At 47.2% G+C, this 20,435-nt stretch carries 19 protein-coding genes; 9 read left to right on the plus strand and 10 right to left on the minus strand.

What is annotated here, in order from left to right:
• Nucleotides 1–24: 24 nt before the first annotated feature.
• Genes ABD031_RS17390 through ABD031_RS17400 form a run of 3 tightly spaced genes read right to left on the minus strand, consistent with a single transcriptional unit; the run spans nt 25 to nt 3,920 of the window.
• A complete protein-coding gene (locus ABD031_RS17390; protein WP_343853788.1) occupies nt 25–1,377 on the minus strand; it encodes a dicarboxylate/amino acid:cation symporter in 1,353 nt (450 codons plus the stop codon).
• 12 nt (nt 1,378–1,389) lie between these two features.
• Nucleotides 1,390–2,475 (minus strand): chorismate synthase, encoded by a 1,086-nt coding sequence (aroC, locus tag ABD031_RS17395; protein ID WP_343853789.1) that lies wholly within the window; start codon nt 2,473–2,475, stop codon nt 1,390–1,392.
• Complete coding sequence (locus ABD031_RS17400; RefSeq protein ID WP_343853790.1) at nt 2,475–3,920, minus strand: BatD family protein; 1,446 nt, start codon at nt 3,918–3,920, stop codon at nt 2,475–2,477. The genes aroC and ABD031_RS17400 overlap by 1 nt, the downstream gene beginning before the upstream one ends.
• A gap of 116 nt (nt 3,921–4,036) precedes the next feature.
• Between ABD031_RS17400 and ABD031_RS17405 the strand changes: the two genes are divergently transcribed.
• Nucleotides 4,037–4,225: a hypothetical protein gene (locus ABD031_RS17405; RefSeq protein WP_343853920.1), complete on the plus strand. Its 189-nt coding sequence runs from the start codon at nt 4,037–4,039 to the stop codon at nt 4,223–4,225.
• A 73-nt stretch (nt 4,226–4,298) separates the two neighbouring features.
• Here ABD031_RS17405 and ABD031_RS17410 read toward each other — a convergent pair whose 3' ends face one another.
• Both ABD031_RS17410 and ABD031_RS17415 read right to left on the minus strand, forming a co-directional pair.
• On the minus strand, nt 4,299–5,543 hold the full coding sequence (locus ABD031_RS17410) for an ammonium transporter (RefSeq protein WP_343853792.1): 1,245 nt from the start codon (nt 5,541–5,543) through the stop codon (nt 4,299–4,301).
• Nucleotides 5,544–5,578: 35 nt separating this feature from the next.
• A complete protein-coding gene (locus ABD031_RS17415; RefSeq protein WP_343853793.1) occupies nt 5,579–5,917 on the minus strand; it encodes a P-II family nitrogen regulator in 339 nt (112 codons plus the stop codon).
• A gap of 270 nt (nt 5,918–6,187) precedes the next feature.
• On the opposite strand from ABD031_RS17415, the gene ABD031_RS17420 reads away from it, so the two are divergent.
• Complete coding sequence (locus tag ABD031_RS17420) at nt 6,188–7,093, plus strand: nucleotidyltransferase family protein (RefSeq protein WP_343853795.1); 906 nt, start codon at nt 6,188–6,190, stop codon at nt 7,091–7,093.
• A 374-nt stretch (nt 7,094–7,467) separates the two neighbouring features.
• Here ABD031_RS17420 and recF read toward each other — a convergent pair whose 3' ends face one another.
• Entirely contained in the window at nt 7,468–8,568 is a 1,101-nt protein-coding gene (gene recF / locus ABD031_RS17425; RefSeq protein ID WP_343853796.1) for a DNA replication/repair protein RecF, read from the minus strand.
• A gap of 89 nt (nt 8,569–8,657) precedes the next feature.
• Here recF and pdhA point away from each other — a divergent pair, with 89 nt between their 5' ends.
• The 5 genes from pdhA to ABD031_RS17450 all read left to right on the plus strand — a co-directional run bounded on the left by pdhA (nt 8,658) and on the right by ABD031_RS17450 (nt 12,855).
• Nucleotides 8,658–9,677, plus strand: a complete 1,020-nt coding sequence (gene pdhA, locus ABD031_RS17430; RefSeq protein ID WP_343853797.1) for a pyruvate dehydrogenase (acetyl-transferring) E1 component subunit alpha — start codon at nt 8,658–8,660, stop codon at nt 9,675–9,677.
• A gap of 112 nt (nt 9,678–9,789) precedes the next feature.
• Nucleotides 9,790–10,494: a tetratricopeptide repeat protein gene (locus ABD031_RS17435; protein WP_343853799.1), complete on the plus strand. Its 705-nt coding sequence runs from the start codon at nt 9,790–9,792 to the stop codon at nt 10,492–10,494.
• Between the two features lie 88 nt (nt 10,495–10,582).
• Nucleotides 10,583–11,059, plus strand: a complete 477-nt coding sequence (gene ribH, locus ABD031_RS17440; protein WP_343853800.1) for a 6,7-dimethyl-8-ribityllumazine synthase — start codon at nt 10,583–10,585, stop codon at nt 11,057–11,059.
• Nucleotides 11,060–11,092: 33 nt separating this feature from the next.
• Complete coding sequence (locus ABD031_RS17445; RefSeq protein WP_343853801.1) at nt 11,093–12,415, plus strand: aspartate kinase; 1,323 nt, start codon at nt 11,093–11,095, stop codon at nt 12,413–12,415.
• A 113-nt stretch (nt 12,416–12,528) separates the two neighbouring features.
• Nucleotides 12,529–12,855: a DUF6787 family protein gene (locus ABD031_RS17450; RefSeq protein ID WP_343853803.1), complete on the plus strand. Its 327-nt coding sequence runs from the start codon at nt 12,529–12,531 to the stop codon at nt 12,853–12,855.
• A 115-nt stretch (nt 12,856–12,970) separates the two neighbouring features.
• Here the strand turns inward: ABD031_RS17450 and recG are convergent, their stop codons facing one another.
• Together recG and ABD031_RS17460 are read right to left on the minus strand one after the other, a co-directional pair.
• Nucleotides 12,971–15,064: an ATP-dependent DNA helicase RecG gene (gene recG / locus ABD031_RS17455; RefSeq protein WP_343853804.1), complete on the minus strand. Its 2,094-nt coding sequence runs from the start codon at nt 15,062–15,064 to the stop codon at nt 12,971–12,973.
• Between the two features lie 77 nt (nt 15,065–15,141).
• Nucleotides 15,142–16,212, minus strand: a complete 1,071-nt coding sequence (locus ABD031_RS17460) for a phosphotransferase enzyme family protein (RefSeq protein ID WP_343853806.1) — start codon at nt 16,210–16,212, stop codon at nt 15,142–15,144.
• Nucleotides 16,213–16,379: 167 nt separating this feature from the next.
• Between ABD031_RS17460 and ABD031_RS17465 the strand changes: the two genes are divergently transcribed.
• Nucleotides 16,380–18,155: a sodium:solute symporter family protein gene (locus tag ABD031_RS17465; RefSeq protein WP_343853807.1), complete on the plus strand. Its 1,776-nt coding sequence runs from the start codon at nt 16,380–16,382 to the stop codon at nt 18,153–18,155.
• A gap of 142 nt (nt 18,156–18,297) precedes the next feature.
• Here ABD031_RS17465 and gldD read toward each other — a convergent pair whose 3' ends face one another.
• A complete protein-coding gene (gldD, locus tag ABD031_RS17470; RefSeq protein ID WP_343853809.1) occupies nt 18,298–18,873 on the minus strand; it encodes a gliding motility lipoprotein GldD in 576 nt (191 codons plus the stop codon).
• A gap of 75 nt (nt 18,874–18,948) precedes the next feature.
• Between gldD and ABD031_RS17475 the strand changes: the two genes are divergently transcribed.
• The gene (locus ABD031_RS17475; RefSeq protein WP_343853811.1) at nt 18,949–19,479 is read left to right on the plus strand and encodes a DinB family protein; all 531 of its coding nucleotides are present in this window, start codon (nt 18,949–18,951) and stop codon (nt 19,477–19,479) included.
• A gap of 133 nt (nt 19,480–19,612) precedes the next feature.
• On the opposite strand, the gene ABD031_RS17480 is transcribed toward ABD031_RS17475, so the two are convergent.
• Complete coding sequence (locus ABD031_RS17480) at nt 19,613–20,329, minus strand: sugar transferase (protein ID WP_343853812.1); 717 nt, start codon at nt 20,327–20,329, stop codon at nt 19,613–19,615.
• Nucleotides 20,330–20,435: the final 106 nt, after the last annotated feature.

Below are 20,435 nucleotides of genomic sequence, written 5' to 3' on the forward strand. Positions count from 1 at the left end.
GGCTTTTTTGTGCTTTTTGGAGGTTTACAACTCCTCCTGTACACTTTCATTAGCTGTGAACGGATTCGCTTTTCGAATCAATCCCTCGGGTAATTCCCCTTCGGTGCTTGCCACTACCGTGGTTACCACCACGTCTCCGGTTACGTTGACGACCGTTCGGAACATGTCCAAGATCCTGTCAGGAGCAATAATCAAGGCGATTCCCGCAGCTGGCACCTGGATCGATTCCAGTACGATAATCAGCATGATCAAGCCAGCGCCAGGCACACCAGCCGAGCCGATAGAAGCTAGCGTTGCGGTCAATACGATCATCAACTGCTGTGTGATACTAAGATCCATTCCAAGCGCTTGTGCGATAAAAACTGCAGCGACCCCTTGGTACAGGCTGGTCCCATCCATATTCACGGTAGCTCCAAGAGGTAATACAAAGCTGGAGATGTTTTCAGAAACTCCGATTTCCTCTTCTGTCTGCTTCATGGTCACCGGAAGTGTTGCCGAACTAGACGAGGTAGTGAAGGCAAGAAGTTGAGCCGGTCGGATCGCTTTAAAGAAGTCTTTGTACGGGACTTTGGTGAAGGCTCTCAGTAAGAGTGGGTACACGACCAATACCATCAGTGCTAAGCCACCTAATACCACCAAGCTATACTTGAGCAGCGCGAGGAGAAGTTGAACCGCTGAGTCAGGGTTGTTTCCGGCGATCTCGACGATAAGAGAGGCCATCAACGCAAAAACCCCATAGGGAGCCACAAGCATGATGTAATTGACGATCTGAATGATGACTTCGTTGAATCCATCAAAGAAGACGATGATAGGGTCGGCTTTTGCCTTTGGAATCTGCAAGAGCGCTACTCCGACGAGTAGTGCAAAAAACACCACTTGAAGCATGGCGCCGTTGTTAGCAGTGGCAGCGAAGATGTTATCGGGCACGATGTCCACGAGGGGCTGAAGCGGACTTTGCTCTTGAATCTCAGTGGCTTGACCTGCCTTGGCACCGGCATCGCCTTGGTAGAGTTGCATCAGGTTTTCTCTGGTTTCGATAGGAAGACTTTTTCCGGGGCGAAAGATATTCACCAGTCCCAATCCGACCGAGATAGCCACAACGGTAGTACAAAGATAGATCCCTATGGTTTTGCCGCCAATCCGGCTTAGTTTCGAGATGTCTCCCAGATTGGCCACACCGATGATGAGTGAAGCAAGTACTAGTGGTACGGCAATCATCTTGAGTGAATTGATGAAAATGGTACCAATCGGTTTGATGTAATTCAGCGTAAATGAATTAGGGATTCCAGTCTTGATCACCACCAGTCCAAAGACTAACCCGAGTACGAGACCTAGGATAATCTGAGTATGCAAGGGTATTTTCTTCTTCTTTTTCAATCGCTGGCGGTTTTATATTTGATTCAATTTATTGGACTTGGACAAAAGAAAGTAGTCAGCTATGACCAAGGCCGCCATAGCCTCCACGATCGGTACTGCACGTGGCACTACGCATGGGTCGTGCCGGCCTTTGCCGCTGACGGTGACGGTTTCACCTGCTTCGTTCAAGGATTCCTGGTCCTGCATGATGGTGGCGACAGGTTTGAAGGCTACCCGGAAATAGATGTCTTCGCCGTTGCTGATTCCGCCCTGAATTCCTCCGGAGTGGTTGGTGAGCGTATGGATTTGACCGGCATCGTTGACAAAGGTATCATTGTGCTGAGAACCCCGCATTTTCACCCCTTCGAAGCCGCTGCCGTATTCGAAACCTTTCACCGCATTGATGCTCAGCATGGCCTTACCCAGCTCGGCATGGAGTCGGTCGAATACCGGTTCGCCCAGGCCTGGAGGGGTATTCCTGATCACACACGTGACCACTCCACCGATGGTGTCGCGATCATGGCGCACGGTATCGATGAGTGAGATCATCTGTTCAGCCAGCTCTGGATCAGGACATCGGACGATGTTTTCCTCTGCCAAATCCAAGTTGAGTTCTGTGTAGCTTTTTTCTAAAATCAAATCGCCTACCTGAGATACAAAGGCCTGGATACTGATTCCTTTTGCACCCAAAAATTGCTTTGCGATAGCACCGGCGGCTACTCGGGCAGCGGTCTCGCGTGCGCTGGAGCGGCCTCCTCCGCGGTAGTCACGGATCCCGTACTTTTCGAAGTAAGTGTAGTCGGCGTGGGAAGGACGGAATTTGTCTGAGATATGGGAGTAGTCTTTACTCTTCTGATCGGAGTTTTGGATCACGATACCGATAGGCGTACCGGTGGTCTTGCCGTCAAATACGCCAGATAGGATTTCAAATTCGTCTTCTTCCTTGCGTTGGGTGGTGATCTTGGACTGTCCGGGCTTCCTTCGCTGCATTTCGAGACGAATTTTCTCCTCATCCAATACCAATCCAGCCGGACATCCTTCCACAATAGCTCCCAGGGCTTTTCCGTGTGATTCACCAAACGTGGTGATCTTGAAAAGCTTGCCAAATGAATTTCCCATTATTTTTTCTTGATTATCAAAACCGCCAGCAGGGCGACTGCACCGAGTAGAAGCAAGTTGATTACGGTCGTAAAATAGTATTTATATTGCTCGTTTGAAAACTGATTGCTTTCGGAATCAATTCTGTCGTAGATTCCTCCGAGCCTCTGGCCAGAAATGGCCTGATTTACTTTGCTTTCGCCGGTCACTAAAATCTTTGCCTGAGGCATCAGCGTGTCGTAGACCGCCCTCACCGGATCAAAATAGATCCACTGAAAATGATCGTCGAGCTCGTATTCTCCGGCCTCGTTGATGGTGATGTAGTAGTTGAATTCCTTGATGCCCGACACTCGACCGTAGCCTTGGTTGACCTGTTGGCGCACATTGGGATCGAAGGTGTTTAGGTTCGCTCCGGGCAGTCGTTTGGGGGGTGACACGGAATTGATGTTTCCGATGCCACTGACTCCGAAATTGTACTCGAAACCCTTGCCAGTCTCCACCTCCAGGTTGGTGATATTTTCTCTTAGTTGAAAAACCCCGACACTCACCTCGTTTTTGAGCGGGTGGGGAGGAAGCGGTTTCACCGTGATCGTATGTCCTGTGGAGTAGAAAGTCTTGAAGTCTTCCTGACGATTGGCACCAAAGAAAGTAGGGTTTTTTGCGACTTTATATTTGATCATTTCCCAGGGTACCTGTGGGATTTCTATAGTTCCTTCGGAAAATGGGAAGAAAGAGGCCTCGTATACTTTATGCCTCATCCATCTCTTGCCATTAATGTCGACTATCTCGGGTTGGATGTTGGTGATGTTGAAGTTTTCTTCCCAAGCATTGTTTGGCTTAAGTTTTTTGAGGATCGCGTCCAGCTGTCTGCCAGGCTCGTAAAATTCGAAGGGAGCCCGGTTTTGTTCGGACATGTAAAAGGCAATATTCAGGTTGAATCCTTCGCCCGCAAAGATCTCCTTTTTGTCCACGGACACGGCAAAAAAAGCATCGTCGTCCATTTCGACATATTCAGGTTCTTCGGCGCTACGGCCAAAAAACTCGGCGAAAGGATCGGTTGGATTTCCCCCAAAGCTCTGATTGTTGGCAGCATCCCCCACAGTGATGGACTTACCTGGGGAAGTGAACGCTTCTCCATTGATCTGCACGCTAAAGCTGCCCAGGGTAAACTGCCCTTTCCTTGTGGGTTTGTAGTATTGGATGATGCTGTTGGAACTGCTCATCTGTCCGTTTATGATGTTCATCGAGGAAGACTGAGAAATTCCCTGCTTCTGAAATCCCGCTATTTCGGGAAATTGGTCATAGGATTTGATCTTGTCGTTGGATAGCGTGACTTTGATTGTAAAGGTCTCATTTAGCCCGATTTGATCCGGACCCAAGTCTATTTTGACATCTTGGGCATGTCCAAAACTTACAAGAAGAAAGGAGAGATATACGAAAGCAAGGCGGAGCATCGTTTTTGTCATGGATGCGAAAGTAGGGATTATTCTATACTTAGGGATTTCAAAAATAACGTAACATCTTGGTAATAGCCCTCGTTTCTTTGCTTAAAATCAGTTAATAAACCCAAATCATTATGGCCATGCTTGAATATGTGAAGACCATTTTGCTGAAAGTAAGTTTTAGTACTTATTTGTTTGAACGAGAATTGAAAAAAGGAATCCGCTATCTGGTTCCCGCAGAACTTGAGGAGTTTAGAGACTGGTGTTATGCATCCTTTGGCCTGAGTCATCGGCCGATTCTCAACCGGTATTTTGTAACAGCTTTTTAGCTTGAAAAGAGAAAAGCCCTGAATTTTTACATTCAGGGCTCTTGGGTTGGTGGTTGATTGTATCTACTAGTTGTTAATCTCGAGTGGCGAAGTCCGGATAGGCACGCATGCTGTGTTCGTTGATATCCAAGCCTTCGATTTCTTCTTTTTCGTCGACACGTATACCCACGGTTTTCTTTAGAATGAAGAAAATCAAAAATGCGGACACAAAGCAAAACAAGCCTACAGCTCCGATCCCGATCAATTGGGAAATCACTTGGTCAAATCCTGCGAGGTCGCCAAAAATGCCGACCGCCAAAGTGCCCCACACGCCACCCACTAAGTGGACAGAGATGGCACCGACTGGATCGTCAATTTTTATTTTATCAAATAACACGACTCCGAACACGACCAGTGCGCCACCGACAACACCGATGATGATAGAGTCAAAGACACCCATTTGGTCAGCTCCGGCGGTGATACCGACGAGACCGGCTAAGATTCCGTTGAGCACCATGGTGATGTCGTAGTTTTTGAATTTTAGGTAGGAGACGATCAGTGCCCCAATCGCTCCTGCGGCTGCCGCTAAGCAAGTGGTCACAAACACTTTGGATACCAATCCCGGATCAGCACTCAGTACCGAGCCGCCGTTGAATCCAAACCAGCCAAACCACAGCAAGAATACGCCGATAGTTGCCATGGGAAGGTTGTGCCCTGGCATAGCTTTCATGCCCTGAGGCGTGTATTTGCCGATTCGTGGGCCCAAAAGGAAAGCGCCAACCAATGCTCCCCATCCGCCAACAGAGTGGACGATGGTAGAGCCTGCAAAGTCGTAGAATGGGGTTTCCAGTGTGTTGAGAAATCCTCCGCCCCACTTCCACATTCCGACGATCGGATAGATGAACGCAACATAGAGGATAGAGAAAGTGATAAAAGGGCCGAGTTTGACCCGCTCAGCTACAGCTCCCGATACGATGGTCGCTGCTGTAGCAGCAAACATGGCCTGAAAGATGAAGTCAGTAAAATAGGTGTAGCCAGCATTGTAGTTGCTCGTGTCCCATCCCTCTGGCAACGTCAATCCAAAACCGGCAAAACCGAAGAAGCTTCCCGCAAAGTCGGCTCCAGGATACATCAGATTGAACCCAACGATAGCATATGACAGTAAGCCGATAGCGGGGATAATGGTATTTTTAAAGAGGATGTTTACAGTGTTTTTTGACCGGGTTAGCCCAGCTTCCAGCGTGGCAAATCCCAAGTGCATGACGAAAACCATCGTCGTGGCAATCATCATCCAGAGATTGTTGACCGTGAAAAGGTCTTGTACAGGTATTTCTTCCATGAGTCTAAAATAGGTGAGGTGGTTTTCAATAGGTCTTAAAGAGCGGCTTCGCCGGTATCGTTATTGCGGATTCGGTAGGCCTCGAGTACATCGGTCACAAAGATTTTTCCATCTCCAACTTCACCGGTTTTTCCTTCAGTGAGAATACACTTGATCACCGAAGGAGCTATTTCGTCAGGCACGACGATCTCCAACTTGGTGCGAGGAATATAGGTGGGTTCGTATGCCACACCGCGGTACATTTCGGGCCGGGCATGCTCAAATCCCATCCCTTTGATCTCATAGAAAGAAAGGAAGTTGACTCCTAGTTTAGAGACGCACAGATGGATTTGATCAAAGCGAGAGGTTCGGATGATCGCTTCTATTTTTTTCATTTTTTACAATAGATTAAGTGGTTTTTTGAGATTATGGCATGAAAGTAAGATAAAAATTAGAACTATGCGTAGTTATGGTTTAAAAAATACCTTGGTTTGTTAAATAAAGTGTAAATATTTGGAAAAGTGGGGGATGTAAAGACTCTAGATGAGTATTTTTACCTGCATTTTTATCAAACATGGCAAATGCGACACGGAAGATAGGTTTAGATGCTAATTTGCCTGTGGAGCATAAAGAACTATTTTTGCCACAGTTTTCAACCTAATACTATGACTAAAAAACCAACACTCTTGGTACTGGCCGCCGGAATGGGCAGTCGATACGGAGGAACCAAGCAAATCGATGGATTTGGCCCAAATGGCGAGACTATCTTAGAGTATTCTATTTTTGATGCGATCCGAGCTGGATTTGGCAAGGTGGTCTTCATCGTCCGGGAGGAGATTCTGGAAGTAGCCAGGGAAAAATTTCTCCCGAAGCTGGAAGGCAAGATCGACGTGGACTGGGTGATCCAGTCGCTGGATAGTTTTGTCCCGGCAGAATTGAAGCAAGCAGACCGCGTGAAGCCTTTTGGTACTGCCCATGCGGTGCTGTGTGCGAAGAATGTCATCAAAGAACCCTTTGCTGTAATCAATGCGGATGACTTTTATGGTAAGGAAGCATTTGATGTTTTGGGGAAATTCCTATCTACGGACGTGAAGCCGGACCTGCATGCCATGGTTGGCTATGCGGTTCAAAATGTGCTTTCCGAAAATGGCACAGTCAGCCGCGGTGTATGTGATACCAACGAGAAGGGGCAACTGATAGGGATGGTAGAGCGGACTTCGATCGCAAGAGAAGGCGGCAAGATTGTAAGCAAAGGAGAAAATGAACTCTTGGAAATTGCAGAAAACACGCCCGTAAGCATGAACTTTTGGGGATTTCATCAAGATGCCTTCGCAGATATCGAACGTATGTGGAATGATTTTCTACCATCCAATCTGGGGAATTTGAAGTCTGAATTCTACATTCCCACCGTTGCCAACAACTTGATCAAAGAAGACAAAGCGGCTTTCGAAATCCTGGAAGGCGGCAAAGTGTGGTTTGGAGTAACCTATACGGAGGACAAGCCTGTGGTGATCGAAGCGCTGAAAAAGCTGCACGACTCCGGAGAATATCCTGCGGACCTGTGGAATTGATAGTAAGAGGCTTCGGCCTCTTTTCTATTACAAAGACTGCCGGGAAAAACCCTTTTGAGGGTATTTTCTGACACTTTTTTATGAGAAGTCTTAGCGGCCCTTAAAAAGAAAGTAAGAATAAATGTACAAGAATCGCATTGCCGCACTGAATCTGTTAATGATCTACACGATTTTGTTTGCACAGAATTCAAAAGAATTTCGTCTCAAACATTATCAACTCCGTTCCAAAAGAGTATTTGGACGATGGACCTTGCTAAGCAATGTCGGACCAATCTATTATTAGGAATGGACTGGCTCTGGCGGCATTTGGCCGATCAATCTAGAGTTCAACTTTGGATATCGCTTAACGTAAAGAAAGAGGCTTCGGTCTCTTTTTATTTTTTTACGGCTCCCAGCTCCACTTCGAAAAACTTCACTTCCGCGTCCAAATCGCCCAGAATCTTTTTGGAGCGCTCCGGCCGCGCATCGGTCAGGAAGATCTGCCCAAAGGTACGATGAGAGATCAGCTCCATCAGCTTGGCAATCCGCTCATCGTCAAGTTTGTCGAAGATATCGTCGAGCAATAACAGCGGCTTTTCGCCTTTTGCTTTCTCAAAAATCTGGAACTGGGCCAACTTCAGCGCAATGATGAAGGACTTCTGCTGGCCCTGACTGCCGATTTTTCGGATCGGATGAGCACCGATTCGGAATTCAAAATCGTCTTTGTGAATTCCCGCATTGCTGTTTTTGGTTGCCAGATCCTTTTGCCGAAGGCTCAGAAAATACGATTCAAAGTCCGCTCTCAAGGCCTCGGTTTCATAGCTGACAGCGACTTCCTCCTGTCTATTGGCGATGTCCGCGTAATGATCCTGAAAAGACGGCGCCATTTCCTCCATCAAGGCCATGCGTCTTTTTGCCAAGATCACACTTAGCCGAATCAGCTCTTGGTCATAGGTTCCGAGTAGAGTGAGATCTCTTCTGCCACTTTCTGCAAATTGCTTGAGCAGCGCGTTTCTTTGCTTTAGAAAATGATGGTAACGGATCAGGTGGTCGAGGTAGAGATGATCCAATTGGGAGATCAGTCCGTCAAAAAACTTCCGACGTCCTTCGCTACCACCTTTGATCAGTTCGGTGTCGTCCGGAGCGATCAACACCAGCGGAATCATCCCGACGTGATCGCTGATTTTGTCGAGCGCTTTGCCGTTTTGGTAGATGAGCTTCTTCTTCCCGGACTCAAAGGTACAGCGGACTTCCAGGTTCTTTTTGCTCAAACTGAATGCTCCTTTTATCGCAAAAAAATCCTGGCCGTGCGAGATATTCAGGGAATCACTATTCTGGACGGCACTTTTGGTGAGCGACAGATAGTGGATCCCATCCAAAATGTTTGTCTTACCGCTGCCATTCAAACCCATGATGCAGTTTAGCTGCGGGCTAAACTCCAGGTTGGTTTTCAGGTGATTTTTAAACTGGATTAAATCGACGGACTCCAGATGCATGCGGCGGTAATTATTTTAACAGTAGCCTGATTTTTAGGTCGGGATTGCTATATTTGGGGCCTAAAATAGCATATTTTGATCATTACGATATGGCAAAGAAAACTGCAGCGACCAAGTCCAAAGTAAAATATTCGAAGGAAACCTACAGCTTTTGGTACGAAAGCATGCTCTTAATGAGGAGGTTTGAGGAGAAAGCAGGGCAACTTTACGGTCAGCAAAAAATCCGTGGGTTCTGTCACCTTTATATTGGACAGGAAGCCTGTGCTTCGGGCTCTATCAGTGCTTTGACCAAAGACGACAAGTGGATCACTGCCTATCGTTGTCATGCCCACCCACTGGGGTTGGGTACCGATCCGGGAGCGATCATGGCTGAGCTGTTTGGCAAAGCTACAGGCACCACCAAAGGAAAAGGCGGCTCGATGCACATCTTTGACAAGGAAAAAAATTTCGCAGGCGGTCATGGGATCGTCGGTGCGCAGGTACCGATGGGCTTGGGACTCGGCTGGGCTGAAAAATACAAAGGCACCAAAAACCTGGCAATCTGCTACATGGGTGACGGTGCAGTCCGTCAGGGCGCAGTTCACGAATCCTTGAACTTGGCGATGCTATACAAAACGCCGGTGATCTTCGTGATCGAAAACAACGGCTACGCGATGGGAACCTCCGTGGCTCGAACTTCCAATGTGACAGAACTATACCAAATCGGTGAGGCATACGACATCCCATCTTTTCCAGTGGACGGCATGAACGTGGAAGCGATCCACGAAGCGGTATCAGAAGCCGCCGACAGAGCGAGAAGAGGCGATGGGCCTACTTTGTTGGAGTTTCGTACCTACCGGTACAAAGGGCACTCCATGTCTGATCCTCAGAAATACCGTACCAAAGAAGAAGTCGAAGAGTACAAGCAGCGTGACCCGATCGAGCAGGTATTGGCTACGATCAGGGATAATAAGATCATGACTGAAGAAGAAATCGACGCCATCATCAAGAAGGTGAAAAAGCAGGTAGACGACGCCGTGAAATTTGCTGAAGAGTCACCGTTGCCAGACGGACAGGACGCCTTCAAGGACGTATATGTCCAGGAAGACTATCCGTTTGTAATGGAATAAAGCTGGATTCTTATCCCGGGAGAGCCATGAAGTCTGAAAGAATTCATGGCTTTTTTATGAGGACTTGTGTATTTGATAAAAACCGTATATTTGCGTCCGAAATTTGAGTAACATGGCAACAAAACAAACAAGAAAAGCAGCTGATCACGATCTTTTGGAAAACCCAGATGAAATCGCAGAGAGAATTGGTAGAGGCGAGGCTTTTCTGAAACAAAATACAAAAGTACTTGGAGGAGTATTGGCTGCGGCCGTAATTCTGATCGGCGGAATTCTTTTCTTCCAGATCAACAACCAAAATCAAAACGAGAAGGCTCAGGCTGAGATGTTTCAGGCGGTTTATTTCTTTGAGCAAGACAGCATCGACTTCGCGCTGAATGGTGACGGCATCAACAAAGGATTTTTGACTATTGTGGAAGACTATCCAAGAACTGATGCTGCAAATCTGGCGCATTTCTACATCGGCTCAATCTACCTTTCTCAGAAGAATTTCCAAGACGCATTGACCCATTTGGAAGATTTCTCTTCAGACGATTACTTGGTGCAGTCTAAAGCTGTTTCCTTAGTTGGCGATGCAAATCTAGAATTGGGCAACGTGGATAAGGCAATTGCAAGCTACACCAAGGCTGCGAGTACCAATGAGAACAAATACACTACTCCTAAATATTTGGCGAAACTTGCCGTAGCGCAGGAAGAGGCAGGTAAGGTAGCGGACGCGATCGCGACCTATGCGGAGATCGAAGAGAAATACTACGAGTCATTTGAATATGCTGCTGCACGAAAACACAAAGCTCGCTTAGAAGGCCTTGCCGCTAAGTAATGCAGGTGTGTGTACCGCATGAGTTAGAGGAGTAAGGCCAACGGTCTTGCTCCTTTTTTGTTCAAACCCTTTTCAAAATCAACATTTCATGGCAACTGCCCTCAAAAGCCTTAGCGCGCACAGCTCCAAAAATATCCAGGACATCAGCGCTAGAAAATTCGCAATCGTCGTCTCGGAGTGGAACGAAGAAGTGACAGAATCTCTTTTTTCAGCTGCATATCAGACTTTGCTTCAGCATGGAGCGAAGAAAGAAAACATCATCCGAAAGAATGTGCCCGGTTCATTTGAGCTCACACTTGCCGCGCAGTGGTGTGCGCAGGACGAAAGTATCGACGCGGTACTTTGCCTTGGTTGCGTGATTCAGGGAGAGACGCGCCACTTTGATTTCATTTGCGATGCCGTTGCTCATGGGATTACCAATGTAGGCCTGAAGTTCAACAAGCCGGTGATCTTTGGGGTATTGACTCCCGATACCCAGCAGCAGGCCATGGACCGCGCCGGTGGAAAGCACGGCAACAAAGGCGATGAAGCTGCCATCACAGCGGTGAAAATGCTGGGATTCTAAAAAAACCTATTAACCTATAATACGCAATACTTTATGAAAATCATGAAATTCGGTGGTACCTCCGTGGGCCGTCCTGAACGCATGCATCAGGTGAAAGACCTGGTAACCCGTGGAGACGAACCAACAATCGTCGTTTTATCCGCGCTGTCTGGTACGACCAATGGTTTGGTAGGCATCGGCGAAGCGCTAGCCGCTGCTGACAAAGATCTGGCGAAAACACGCATTGACGCACTCCATGCGCACTATCTGGCATTTTATCCGGCGTTGCTTAAAACAGCACCAGCTCAGGCCAAAGCAGAAGAGATCATTAAAGAACATTTTGAGTTTTTGAATATCCTGTTGAAAATATCGTTCAATGAGGCGATCAACCGGGATATTCTTGCGCAGGGAGAATTGCTTTCTACCAAGTTGTTTTATACCCTGTTACAAGAATTAGAAATCCCGGCAGTATTCCTTCCGGCCCTGGACTTCATGAGCATCGATGAGAACTCGGAGCCGGAGTTGGGTAAAATCTCTGAAAAGCTTACCTCAATCTTGGCCAGCAATCCCGACGGAAGGCTTTTCGTCACCCAAGGCTACATCTGCAAAAACAACCGAAATGAGGTCGATAACCTGAAGCGCGGAGGAAGCGACTACACTGCTTCGCTGATCGCCGCTGCCATCAAAGCTTCGGTCTGCGAGATTTGGACGGACATTGACGGCATGCACAACAATGATCCGAGAATGGTAGACCGTACACGTCCAATCGCGGAAATGTCATTTGACGAAGCGGCCGAGCTAGCCTATTTCGGAGCAAAAATCTTGCATCCGGCTTCTATCTGGCCAGCGCAGATGTACAATGTGCCGGTAAGATTGCTCAATACTATGGAGCCTTCGGCGCATGGCACCCTGATTAAGGAGAAAGTGGATACTACAGGTGTGAAAGCGATTGCAGCTAAGGATGGGATCACCGCAATCAAGATCAAATCCAGTCGCATGCTCTTGGCTTATGGCTTTTTAAGGAGAATCTTCGAAGTGTTTGAAAAGTACAAGACTCCGATCGACATGATCACAACCTCGGAAGTCGCGGTGTCTGTGACGATCGATGATTTGACTCACCTGGATCAGATCATGTCTGAGTTGCAGGCTTTGGGTACCGTGGAGGTTGATCAGAACCAGACCATCATTTGCATCGTCGGAAATATGGTATCCGAAACCAAAGGAGCGATCAAATCGGTGATGGATTCCTTGGAGGATATTCCCGTTCGGATGGTTTCCTATGGCGGCAGCCGTCACAATGTCTCCGTATTGGTGGATGCACAATACAAATTGCAGGCGCTCAAAAATCTCAACGAGGGAGTGTTTGTCTGGGAATAATTTTAAGATTGGCGGATTTGAAAATTGAAAAATTGAGTTTCAAGGTTAATTAATAGTTGGAGCCGGACTTTTCCGGCTCTTTTATTTAGACTGTTTCTTATTACTTTTGCCGCATGCCAGACCAAAACGAAAAGCCAGGATTCCTTCAGCGACTTCAGACTAAGTGGAAACTGGAAAGCTTGCTTCAGGTGGTTTTGGTCTTGGTCGTCTTTGCCTGCACGGGCTTTACCATTTTATTTATCAAAAATCCCATCCTGGATTTTTTTGGAGTAGAAAAAGGAGGCTTCGTCAACACGACACTCTATCTCCTGCTTGTCTTGCCCCTTTATCAGATCATTCTATTGATCTATGGATTCATCTTTGGCCAGTTTAAGTTTTTTTGGGAAAAAGAAAAGCAGTTTTTTAGACGGATCGCAGGTCTTTTTGGGAAAAAAAGCTGATTTAGGATTTACGAAGTATGATTTACAGTTGTGAAAAGGGATCAAAGCAATTTTCCGCATTCGACCCCTTACTACTCACTACTTACAAAAATTTACAACTCCCGATTTCAATTCTTTAACTGATCCTACTCCAATTTACCGCCGTCTTCTTTTGCTGCTTGATCTGTCTCAAAATCGGTGAATTGTCAGGTTGACTCAGCTCCGGATCATTCGCCAAAAGCTGCTGCGCGGCATCTCTAGCCAAAGTCAGAATCGGCGCGTCCTTACTTAGGTCTGCGATCAGTAGATCGGTAATTCCACTCTGCTGTGTTCCCATCAGATCACCCGGCCCGCGTAATCTGAGATCGACGTCGGCAATTTCAAATCCGTCGTTGGTGCGGACCATGGTGTCGAGCCGAACGCGCGAGTCTTTGGACAGCTCGTACTTGCTCATCAGGATGCAATAGCTTTGCTCGGCTCCGCGTCCAACCCTTCCGCGTAGCTGGTGAAGCTGAGAAAGTCCAAACCGCTCCGCATTTTCGATGATCATCACGGAAGCATTAGGCACGTTCACGCCCACTTCGATGACGGTAGTTGCCACCATGATCTTGGTCTCGCCTTTTACAAAGCGCTGCATTTCATAGTCCTTGGCATCGGATTTCATGCCTCCGTGGACGATGCTGAGGGGATATTGGGGGAAAGCCCTCGCGATGCTTTCGTAGCCATCCATCAGGTTTTTTAGATCCAGTGTTTCGGATTCTTCTATCAAAGGGTATACGATGTAGATCTGGCGACCCTTTTCGATTTCCTCCCGGATGAATCCGAAGACTTTTAGCCGATCCTTGTCGTAGCGGTGCACGGTCTGAATCGGTTTTCGCCCCGCAGGCAGCTCGTCGATCACTGACACATCCAAGTCTCCATAGAGTGTCATGGCCAAAGTCCGCGGGATGGGCGTGGCCGTCATGACCAAGACGTGCGGATTGAACTGCTCGTTTTTCGCCCAAAGTTTGGCCCGTTGAGCTACTCCAAAGCGGTGCTGCTCGTCGACGATTGCCAAACCGAGATTTTGAAACTGCACCACATCTTCCAGCACGGCATGCGTGCCGATCAGGATTGTCAACTCGCCGTTGAGTAGTTCCTCATGGATGACTTTGCGAGCAGACTTTTTTACCGAACCAGTCAACAATGCAATCTTCAGCCCCATCATATCGGCATATTCCTTTAGTCCTGCATAGTGCTGGTTGGCTAAAATCTCCGTCGGCGCCATCAGGCAAGTTTGCGCGCAGGAACTGATCGCGATCAAAATGCAGATAAACGCCACCATCGTCTTGCCGCTTCCGACGTCTCCCTGGATCAGACGGTTCATCTGCTTGCCGGATTTCAGGTCGGTGAACGCCTCTCTGACCACCCGCTTCTGCGCATTGGTCAGCTCGAATGGGATGTGGTTTTTATAAAAATCTGTCAGCAGTTCAGTGCTGCCGAGCACTTGTCCCCGGGACTTTTCACTTCGGGTCACTTTCATCATCAGCAGGCGGAGCTGGAGGTAAAAAAACTCTTCAAACTTCAGTCGTTTCCTAGCCCGATTGAGGAGATCAGGAGCGGTGGGGAAATGAATCTGTCGGATTGATTCGGGCTTTCCGATCAGTTGGTATTGCTGAAGGATTTCCGGAGAAAGTGTCTCTGGGATTTGCGGATAAACCTGCGGAACCAATTGTTCCAAGATCTTGGAAAGCCCTCTGGAATCGAGAAATTTTGCACGAAGCTTTTCCGTTGTGGAATAGACGGGTTGGAAGTTGTTTCGGGTTTCGTTAGCTGCTGTGACGGGTTCCATTTCTGGATGGGCCATGCTCCATTTTCGGCCGTATTGAGCGGGTTTTCCCAGAAAAATGTACGCCGCGCCCGCCCTCAGTTTCCGCTGCACCCACTGAATACCTTTAAACCAAGTCATCTCCATCTCGCCGGTATCATCAAAAACATATGCGACAAGACGCTTTTTGCCACCCATGCCGATCAGCTCAATCTTTTTGATTCTGGCAATGACTTCGATGCTTTCGAGTTCGTCGCTGAGTTCGCGGATCTTAAAAAACTTCGTGCGGTCCTCGTAGCGAAAGGGGTAATGTTGGAGCATTTCCCCATAGGTGAAAATGTTAAGCTCCTTGTTTAGCAACTCGCCCTTTTGGGGGCCGACGCCTTTGAGGTATTCGATTCTGGTATCAAAGATTCCTGACAAGTGAGCTGTTTTTTGGGAAAAGCAAATTAAGCCTCAGACAAGTCAAAAGCCAAAACTTTGAAATCAATTGTCGCAGATCAAGGCTGCATGCCTGTGATTTCTTCCCAAAGGTTTTTTAGAGTCGGGCGTTGCTCCTGCTGGCTTTGGAGGAAGATCATCTGGTTTTTGGCTCGGTGAAAGTTTTGCTCGGGATAGCTAACCCGATAGTAGATATTTCCCTGGAGGTGGTCTGTGAGAAACCGCAATCCCATAATGAGCGTCATAATTTCTCCGCCAAAAAGCAAGGACTTGGCTTCTTCGGCAGTTGCGACATCCTTCACGCCCCGCCAGTAGCCTTTCAGCAATTCCTCAAAAATCTCCGGAATCAGATGGATCGCATCCCACTGCGTTGCCGTCTCCGGCAGGCTGCAAGTGACCGTCCGGATCAGATCCCCGATGTCATACATCAGAAAACCACCCATCAGGGTATCAAGGTCGATCAGTGCTTTCACGCTAGACAGATCTTCTGAGAAAATCAGGTTGTTGATCTTGGTGTCGTTGTGCGTGATTCGGAGAGGCAAGTGGTTTAGTCGATTCAGGTACCAGTCTACGAGAAGCTGCTGGCTGAGGTAAAAGTCTAAAATCTCGGTCTCCTCCACACTTAGATTGTTTTTCTGATTTGATGCCAGAATCAATTTTTCGAAGCGAAGGTCCAAGCGATGAAAATCCGGGATGGTTTCCTGCATCCGTTCGCCGCTGATCTCTTTTGCCCAGCTGGCAAATTCGCCATAAGCAAGCGCAGCAATGTAGGCTTGATTGGGATCGCTGATATGTTGAAGGGTAGTGCCCTGGACAAAATCGAAAAGCCGATACTTTTTCCCTTGGAGTTCAGTTAGCCCTTTTCCTGAATTATTGAGTATTGGTAGAGGAAGTAGGAAAGGCAGAGGGTGCGTCTTTGCATGAATACTCAGAACTGATAGATTATGATCGATTCGGTCCGGGAAGTTGAAAACCGCTTCATTAAATCCCTGGAGAACCCACTTATTTGTCCCGTTATCCAGCAAGAGAGTTTCGTGGATCAGCCCTTCACCGAGTGGGGTGACTTTAATTGACTGATTTTCAAGGATAGCGTACGACTTGGAAAGCGTAGGGATCAAGTTTGGAATCATTTTGCGAAAATAGGGAAGAAAAGAAAATTTGCTGATTTTGTTTTTGTAAAAGATATAAAGAAAGACATGAGCCCGATTTAGGCTTTTATTTTTCAAAAATATTAAAGAAGGTGTCATTCCTTAGAAAAAAAAATTGTTAATTGTCCGCTGGTTTAAACCCAAACTCTATGAATGTTACGGCCTTGGATTGGGGCATCATTGCAGCCTTCTTTATTATCTCACTGCTCATCGGTCTGTTTACTGCTAAATCTGCCGGGAGCTCTGCCAAAGAGTTTTTCCTTTCCGGCAGAAACATGCCCTGGTGGCTTCTGGGGGTCTCCATGGTGGCGACCACCTTCTCTGCCGACACGCCAAACTTGGTGACTGACATCGTCCGTAAAAACGGTGTGGCGGGCAACTGGGCCTGGTGGGCGTTTTTGCTGACGGGGATGCTGACCGTGTTTGTATATGCCAAGCTCTGGAGAAGATCGGAAGCGACGACAGATTTGGAGTTTTACGAGATGCGCTACTCCGGCAAAGGAGCCGCCTTTTTGAGAGCTTTTCGTGCGATTTATTTGGGAGTATTCTTCAACGTGGTCATCATGGCGACGGTGTCCCTTGCCGCCATCAAAATCGGCGGAGTCATGTTGGGTCTTTCACCGGTTCAGACTTTATTGATCGCTTCTATAGTGACCGTGGTTTATTCTTCCTTAGGTGGCTTGAAAGGGGTTTTATTGACAGATTTCTTCCAGTTCTTTATTGCGATGATCGGCTCTTTCGGAGCGGCCTATTTTATCCTAGACCTTCCGGAAATTGGCTCTTTGGGCAACCTCTTGTCACACGAAGTCGTCGCGACCAAGCTCGATTTTCTGCCGAACTTCAACGATCCTAATGTGTACATTCCGTTGTTCATCATGCCGATCGCCATCCAGTGGTGGGCGACATGGTATCCTGGTGCAGAGCCAGGCGGTGGAGGCTACATCGCCCAGCGTATGCTTTCTGCGAAAGACGAAAAAAATGCAATCGGGGCGACCTTGTTTTTCAACATTGCGCACTATGCGTTGAGACCATGGCCTTGGATCCTTATTGCATTGGCATCTTTGGTGATCTTCCCGAATATTTCAGACTTGCAGACTGCATTCCCCCACATTCCTGCGGACAAACTGGGCGATGACTTGGCCTATCCTGCGATGCTTACCTATCTTCCGACTGGCTTGATCGGTATCGTGCTCGCGTCATTGATTGCGGCAGTGATGTCTACACTTTCGACGCACCTTAACTGGGGATCAAGCTATATTGTGAATGACTTTTATCTGAGATTTGTCAAACCTGAAGCTACAGACAAGCAATTGGTAGCAGTGGGACGGATCTCCACAGTGGCATTGATGGCACTCTCAGCTGTGTTGGCTTTGGCACTTTCGTCAGCCTTGGATGCGTTCAATATCTTGCTTCAGATCGGTGCTGGTACGGGTTTGATCTTTATCCTGAGATGGTTTTGGTGGAGAATCAACGCCTACACCGAGATCTCCGCGATGGCGATTTCTTTCGTGGTTGCGATCTTCTTTGAAGTGATCAACCCGAAAGTAAACTGGATCTTGATCCCGGAAAACCAAGCCTATTTGAAATTGGTTTATTCCGTTTCGATTACGACAGTGGGGTGGTTGCTCGTAACCTTCCTTACCGCACCTGAGAAAGATGAAGTGCTATTGTCTTTTTACAGAAAAGTAACACCCGCCGCATTTGGCTGGAAAAAAGTATTGGACAGATATCCTGCTGAAAAGCAAGATCAAGGTGCTTTGCCAAAAGAATTGGGATTGATGCTGACTGGGACTGTTATGGTCTATGCGGCATTGTTTTCCACCGGTTTCTTTATCTATGGAAATATGGTCGGAGGAGCAATTGCGGCAGTAATCGCCCTTGTAGGCGGAGGGATCATCATCAAAGCCTGGAAAAATCTACATTAACTAGTTCTGCTAGGTTTCCATAATCGGAAAAATCCTGTCTCATCTACCGAGGCAGGATTTTTTCATTGTCAAAGTAGCAAAAAGCAAGAGCTAAGGGTCAATTGCTGCTTGGGATCAAATATGGGTAAACCCGTCCGGAGAGTTAATCGACAAACTTGACCGAATTCATCAGATGGGTCATGTCGATCTTGATGTATTCGATGACCGGTGCAAGTGAGTCGTTTTTCATGGCTGTGTTGAAATACAAAGCTCCGCGAAGGAAGTGTCGCGTAGAGTCAGTTACGAAAAACTGAAACTGGGTCGGAACTTCTCCGGAAAGTTCTGCCACAACTGCTGTGTATCCGTTCGGTGTCACCAGAATGCCCTCCTCGATTCCGTAGGCTTTGATTTGGTGCTTAGCCGTGAGCTTGAAAGCATCGCTCGAAAGGGATTCAAAGTCGGCGCCTTCTGGGCCGATTTTCTTGTAGGTCAGATGGACTTTGGCTCCGAAATCTTTGTAATTCAGGTTGATCCAAGCCTTTTCCGCCAGGTTAAAAGAATCCGCCTCAACCTGACTGGCTTGGGCATAATCCAGCTCATAGGGATAGTCTCCGTCAAGGCTTTCGAACGAATGCGGGGGTAAATCAATCTTGTTATATCCGGTAGGTTTGGGTAGCCAGGTGTTTTCGCAGGCGGTCAAACCTAAAATGACAAGCGGCAGAGCCAACAGTTTCTTCATGGATCAAAATTAGGTTTTCCATTTGAATTGAATCGGGAATAGCAGAACTTTAACGATAAACCAAAAATCTTACCCATGAAAACGTCTATTAAACTTTCATTTGCAGTGTTTTTTTCTGCAAGCCTGATGCTTTTTGTATCGCTCGCTCAAGCACAAACCTCGGAGAATGAATTTCTATCCAAGTTTGAAAACAGCAAAAAATTCACCCTGGACGTGCTGGCAAAAATGCCGGATTCGGGAATGGACTACAAGACCGACCCTGGAGCAATGTCCTTCAAAGAGCAGATCAGCCACATCGGCGATGCCATAGTCGGAATCTCACAGGGATTTCTCAAGGGAGCAGAAGATGCCCCTAAGTTAGATTTAGAGACAGCTTCAAAAGCAGATTTGGCAAAGTATGTAGCGGATGCGTATGACTACGGAATTGCGACCTGCAAAGCGTTGAGTGATGCAGATGCTGCCGAGGAGATCGAAGTGTTCGGCAACAAGGTGACTCGAAGACAAGTCGAAGCGCTGTTGATCGACCATAGTACCCACCACCGAGGTTCCGCTATTGCTTATTTGAGGGCCAATGGCGTCGAGCCACCTGCCTTTGTAGGATTCTAAACTGCATTCAGTTTAAAACAAAAAAACGCTAAAACCGACATCGGCTTTAGCGTTTTTTATTTACATGACTTTAACTTTTTCAGCTAAACCTTAGGAAACTAGGGGATTTTGATCTCCCATCTACTGTTTTTCGTTATTTCCCTTTTCCTCCGATCATGGTACCCACAGTCTTGAAGATAATCTCCAAGTCGGTGAGAATGTTAACTTCCTGTAGATAACCCAGGTCGAGTTTCATGCGCTCTACCATCTGATCCACGTTCTCCGCATAGCCATAGCCCACTTGTCCGATTGAGGTGATTCCTGGTTTCAAGGCGAGCAATTTCCAGTAAGCAGGTGCCTTTTCAGTTATCTGTCGAATAAAAAATGCTCGCTCTGGTCTTGGGCCTACAATAGACATTTCGCCTTTTAGCACATTCCAAAATTGGGGAAGTTCGTCCAAATGTGTTTTCCGCATAATGTTTCCCCATGGTGTGATTCTTGGATCGTCGTCACTAGTCGTTTGCGGACCGTTTACTTCTGATTCCACGATCATACTTCTAAACTTGTAGATATAGAAAGGGATTCCGTTTCTGCCGATTCTCTCTTGCTTGTAAAACGCAGGCCCCTTCGAGCTGAGTTTGGTGATCAACAAAACGGTAAGGAAGATCGGAAGCCCGAGAAGCATTATCACACTGGAAAATAAAATATCAAAACTTCGCTTGGCAAAGCGCGTGGTCATCTCGATCCCGTCAAAGATCACTTCTCGCACGGTGTCTGTGGACACGCGGTAGAGGTCTATAAAAGTCGGAAGGGAGGCTTGCCCTCTGTACTCTCTGAGTACGTATTCTTGGTTTTGGTTAAATGCTGCCATGATTGAAAGAATTTTATCGTGATAGTAGTTGGTGACAAACAATTTCCAATTAGCATACCACGACCTATTGCGTCAGTAGATCAAAAAGATTTTTTAGGTTAGTAGA

This window comes from Algoriphagus jejuensis (genome assembly GCF_039523455.1).
GTDB lineage: Bacteria > Bacteroidota > Bacteroidia > Cytophagales > Cyclobacteriaceae > Algoriphagus > Algoriphagus jejuensis.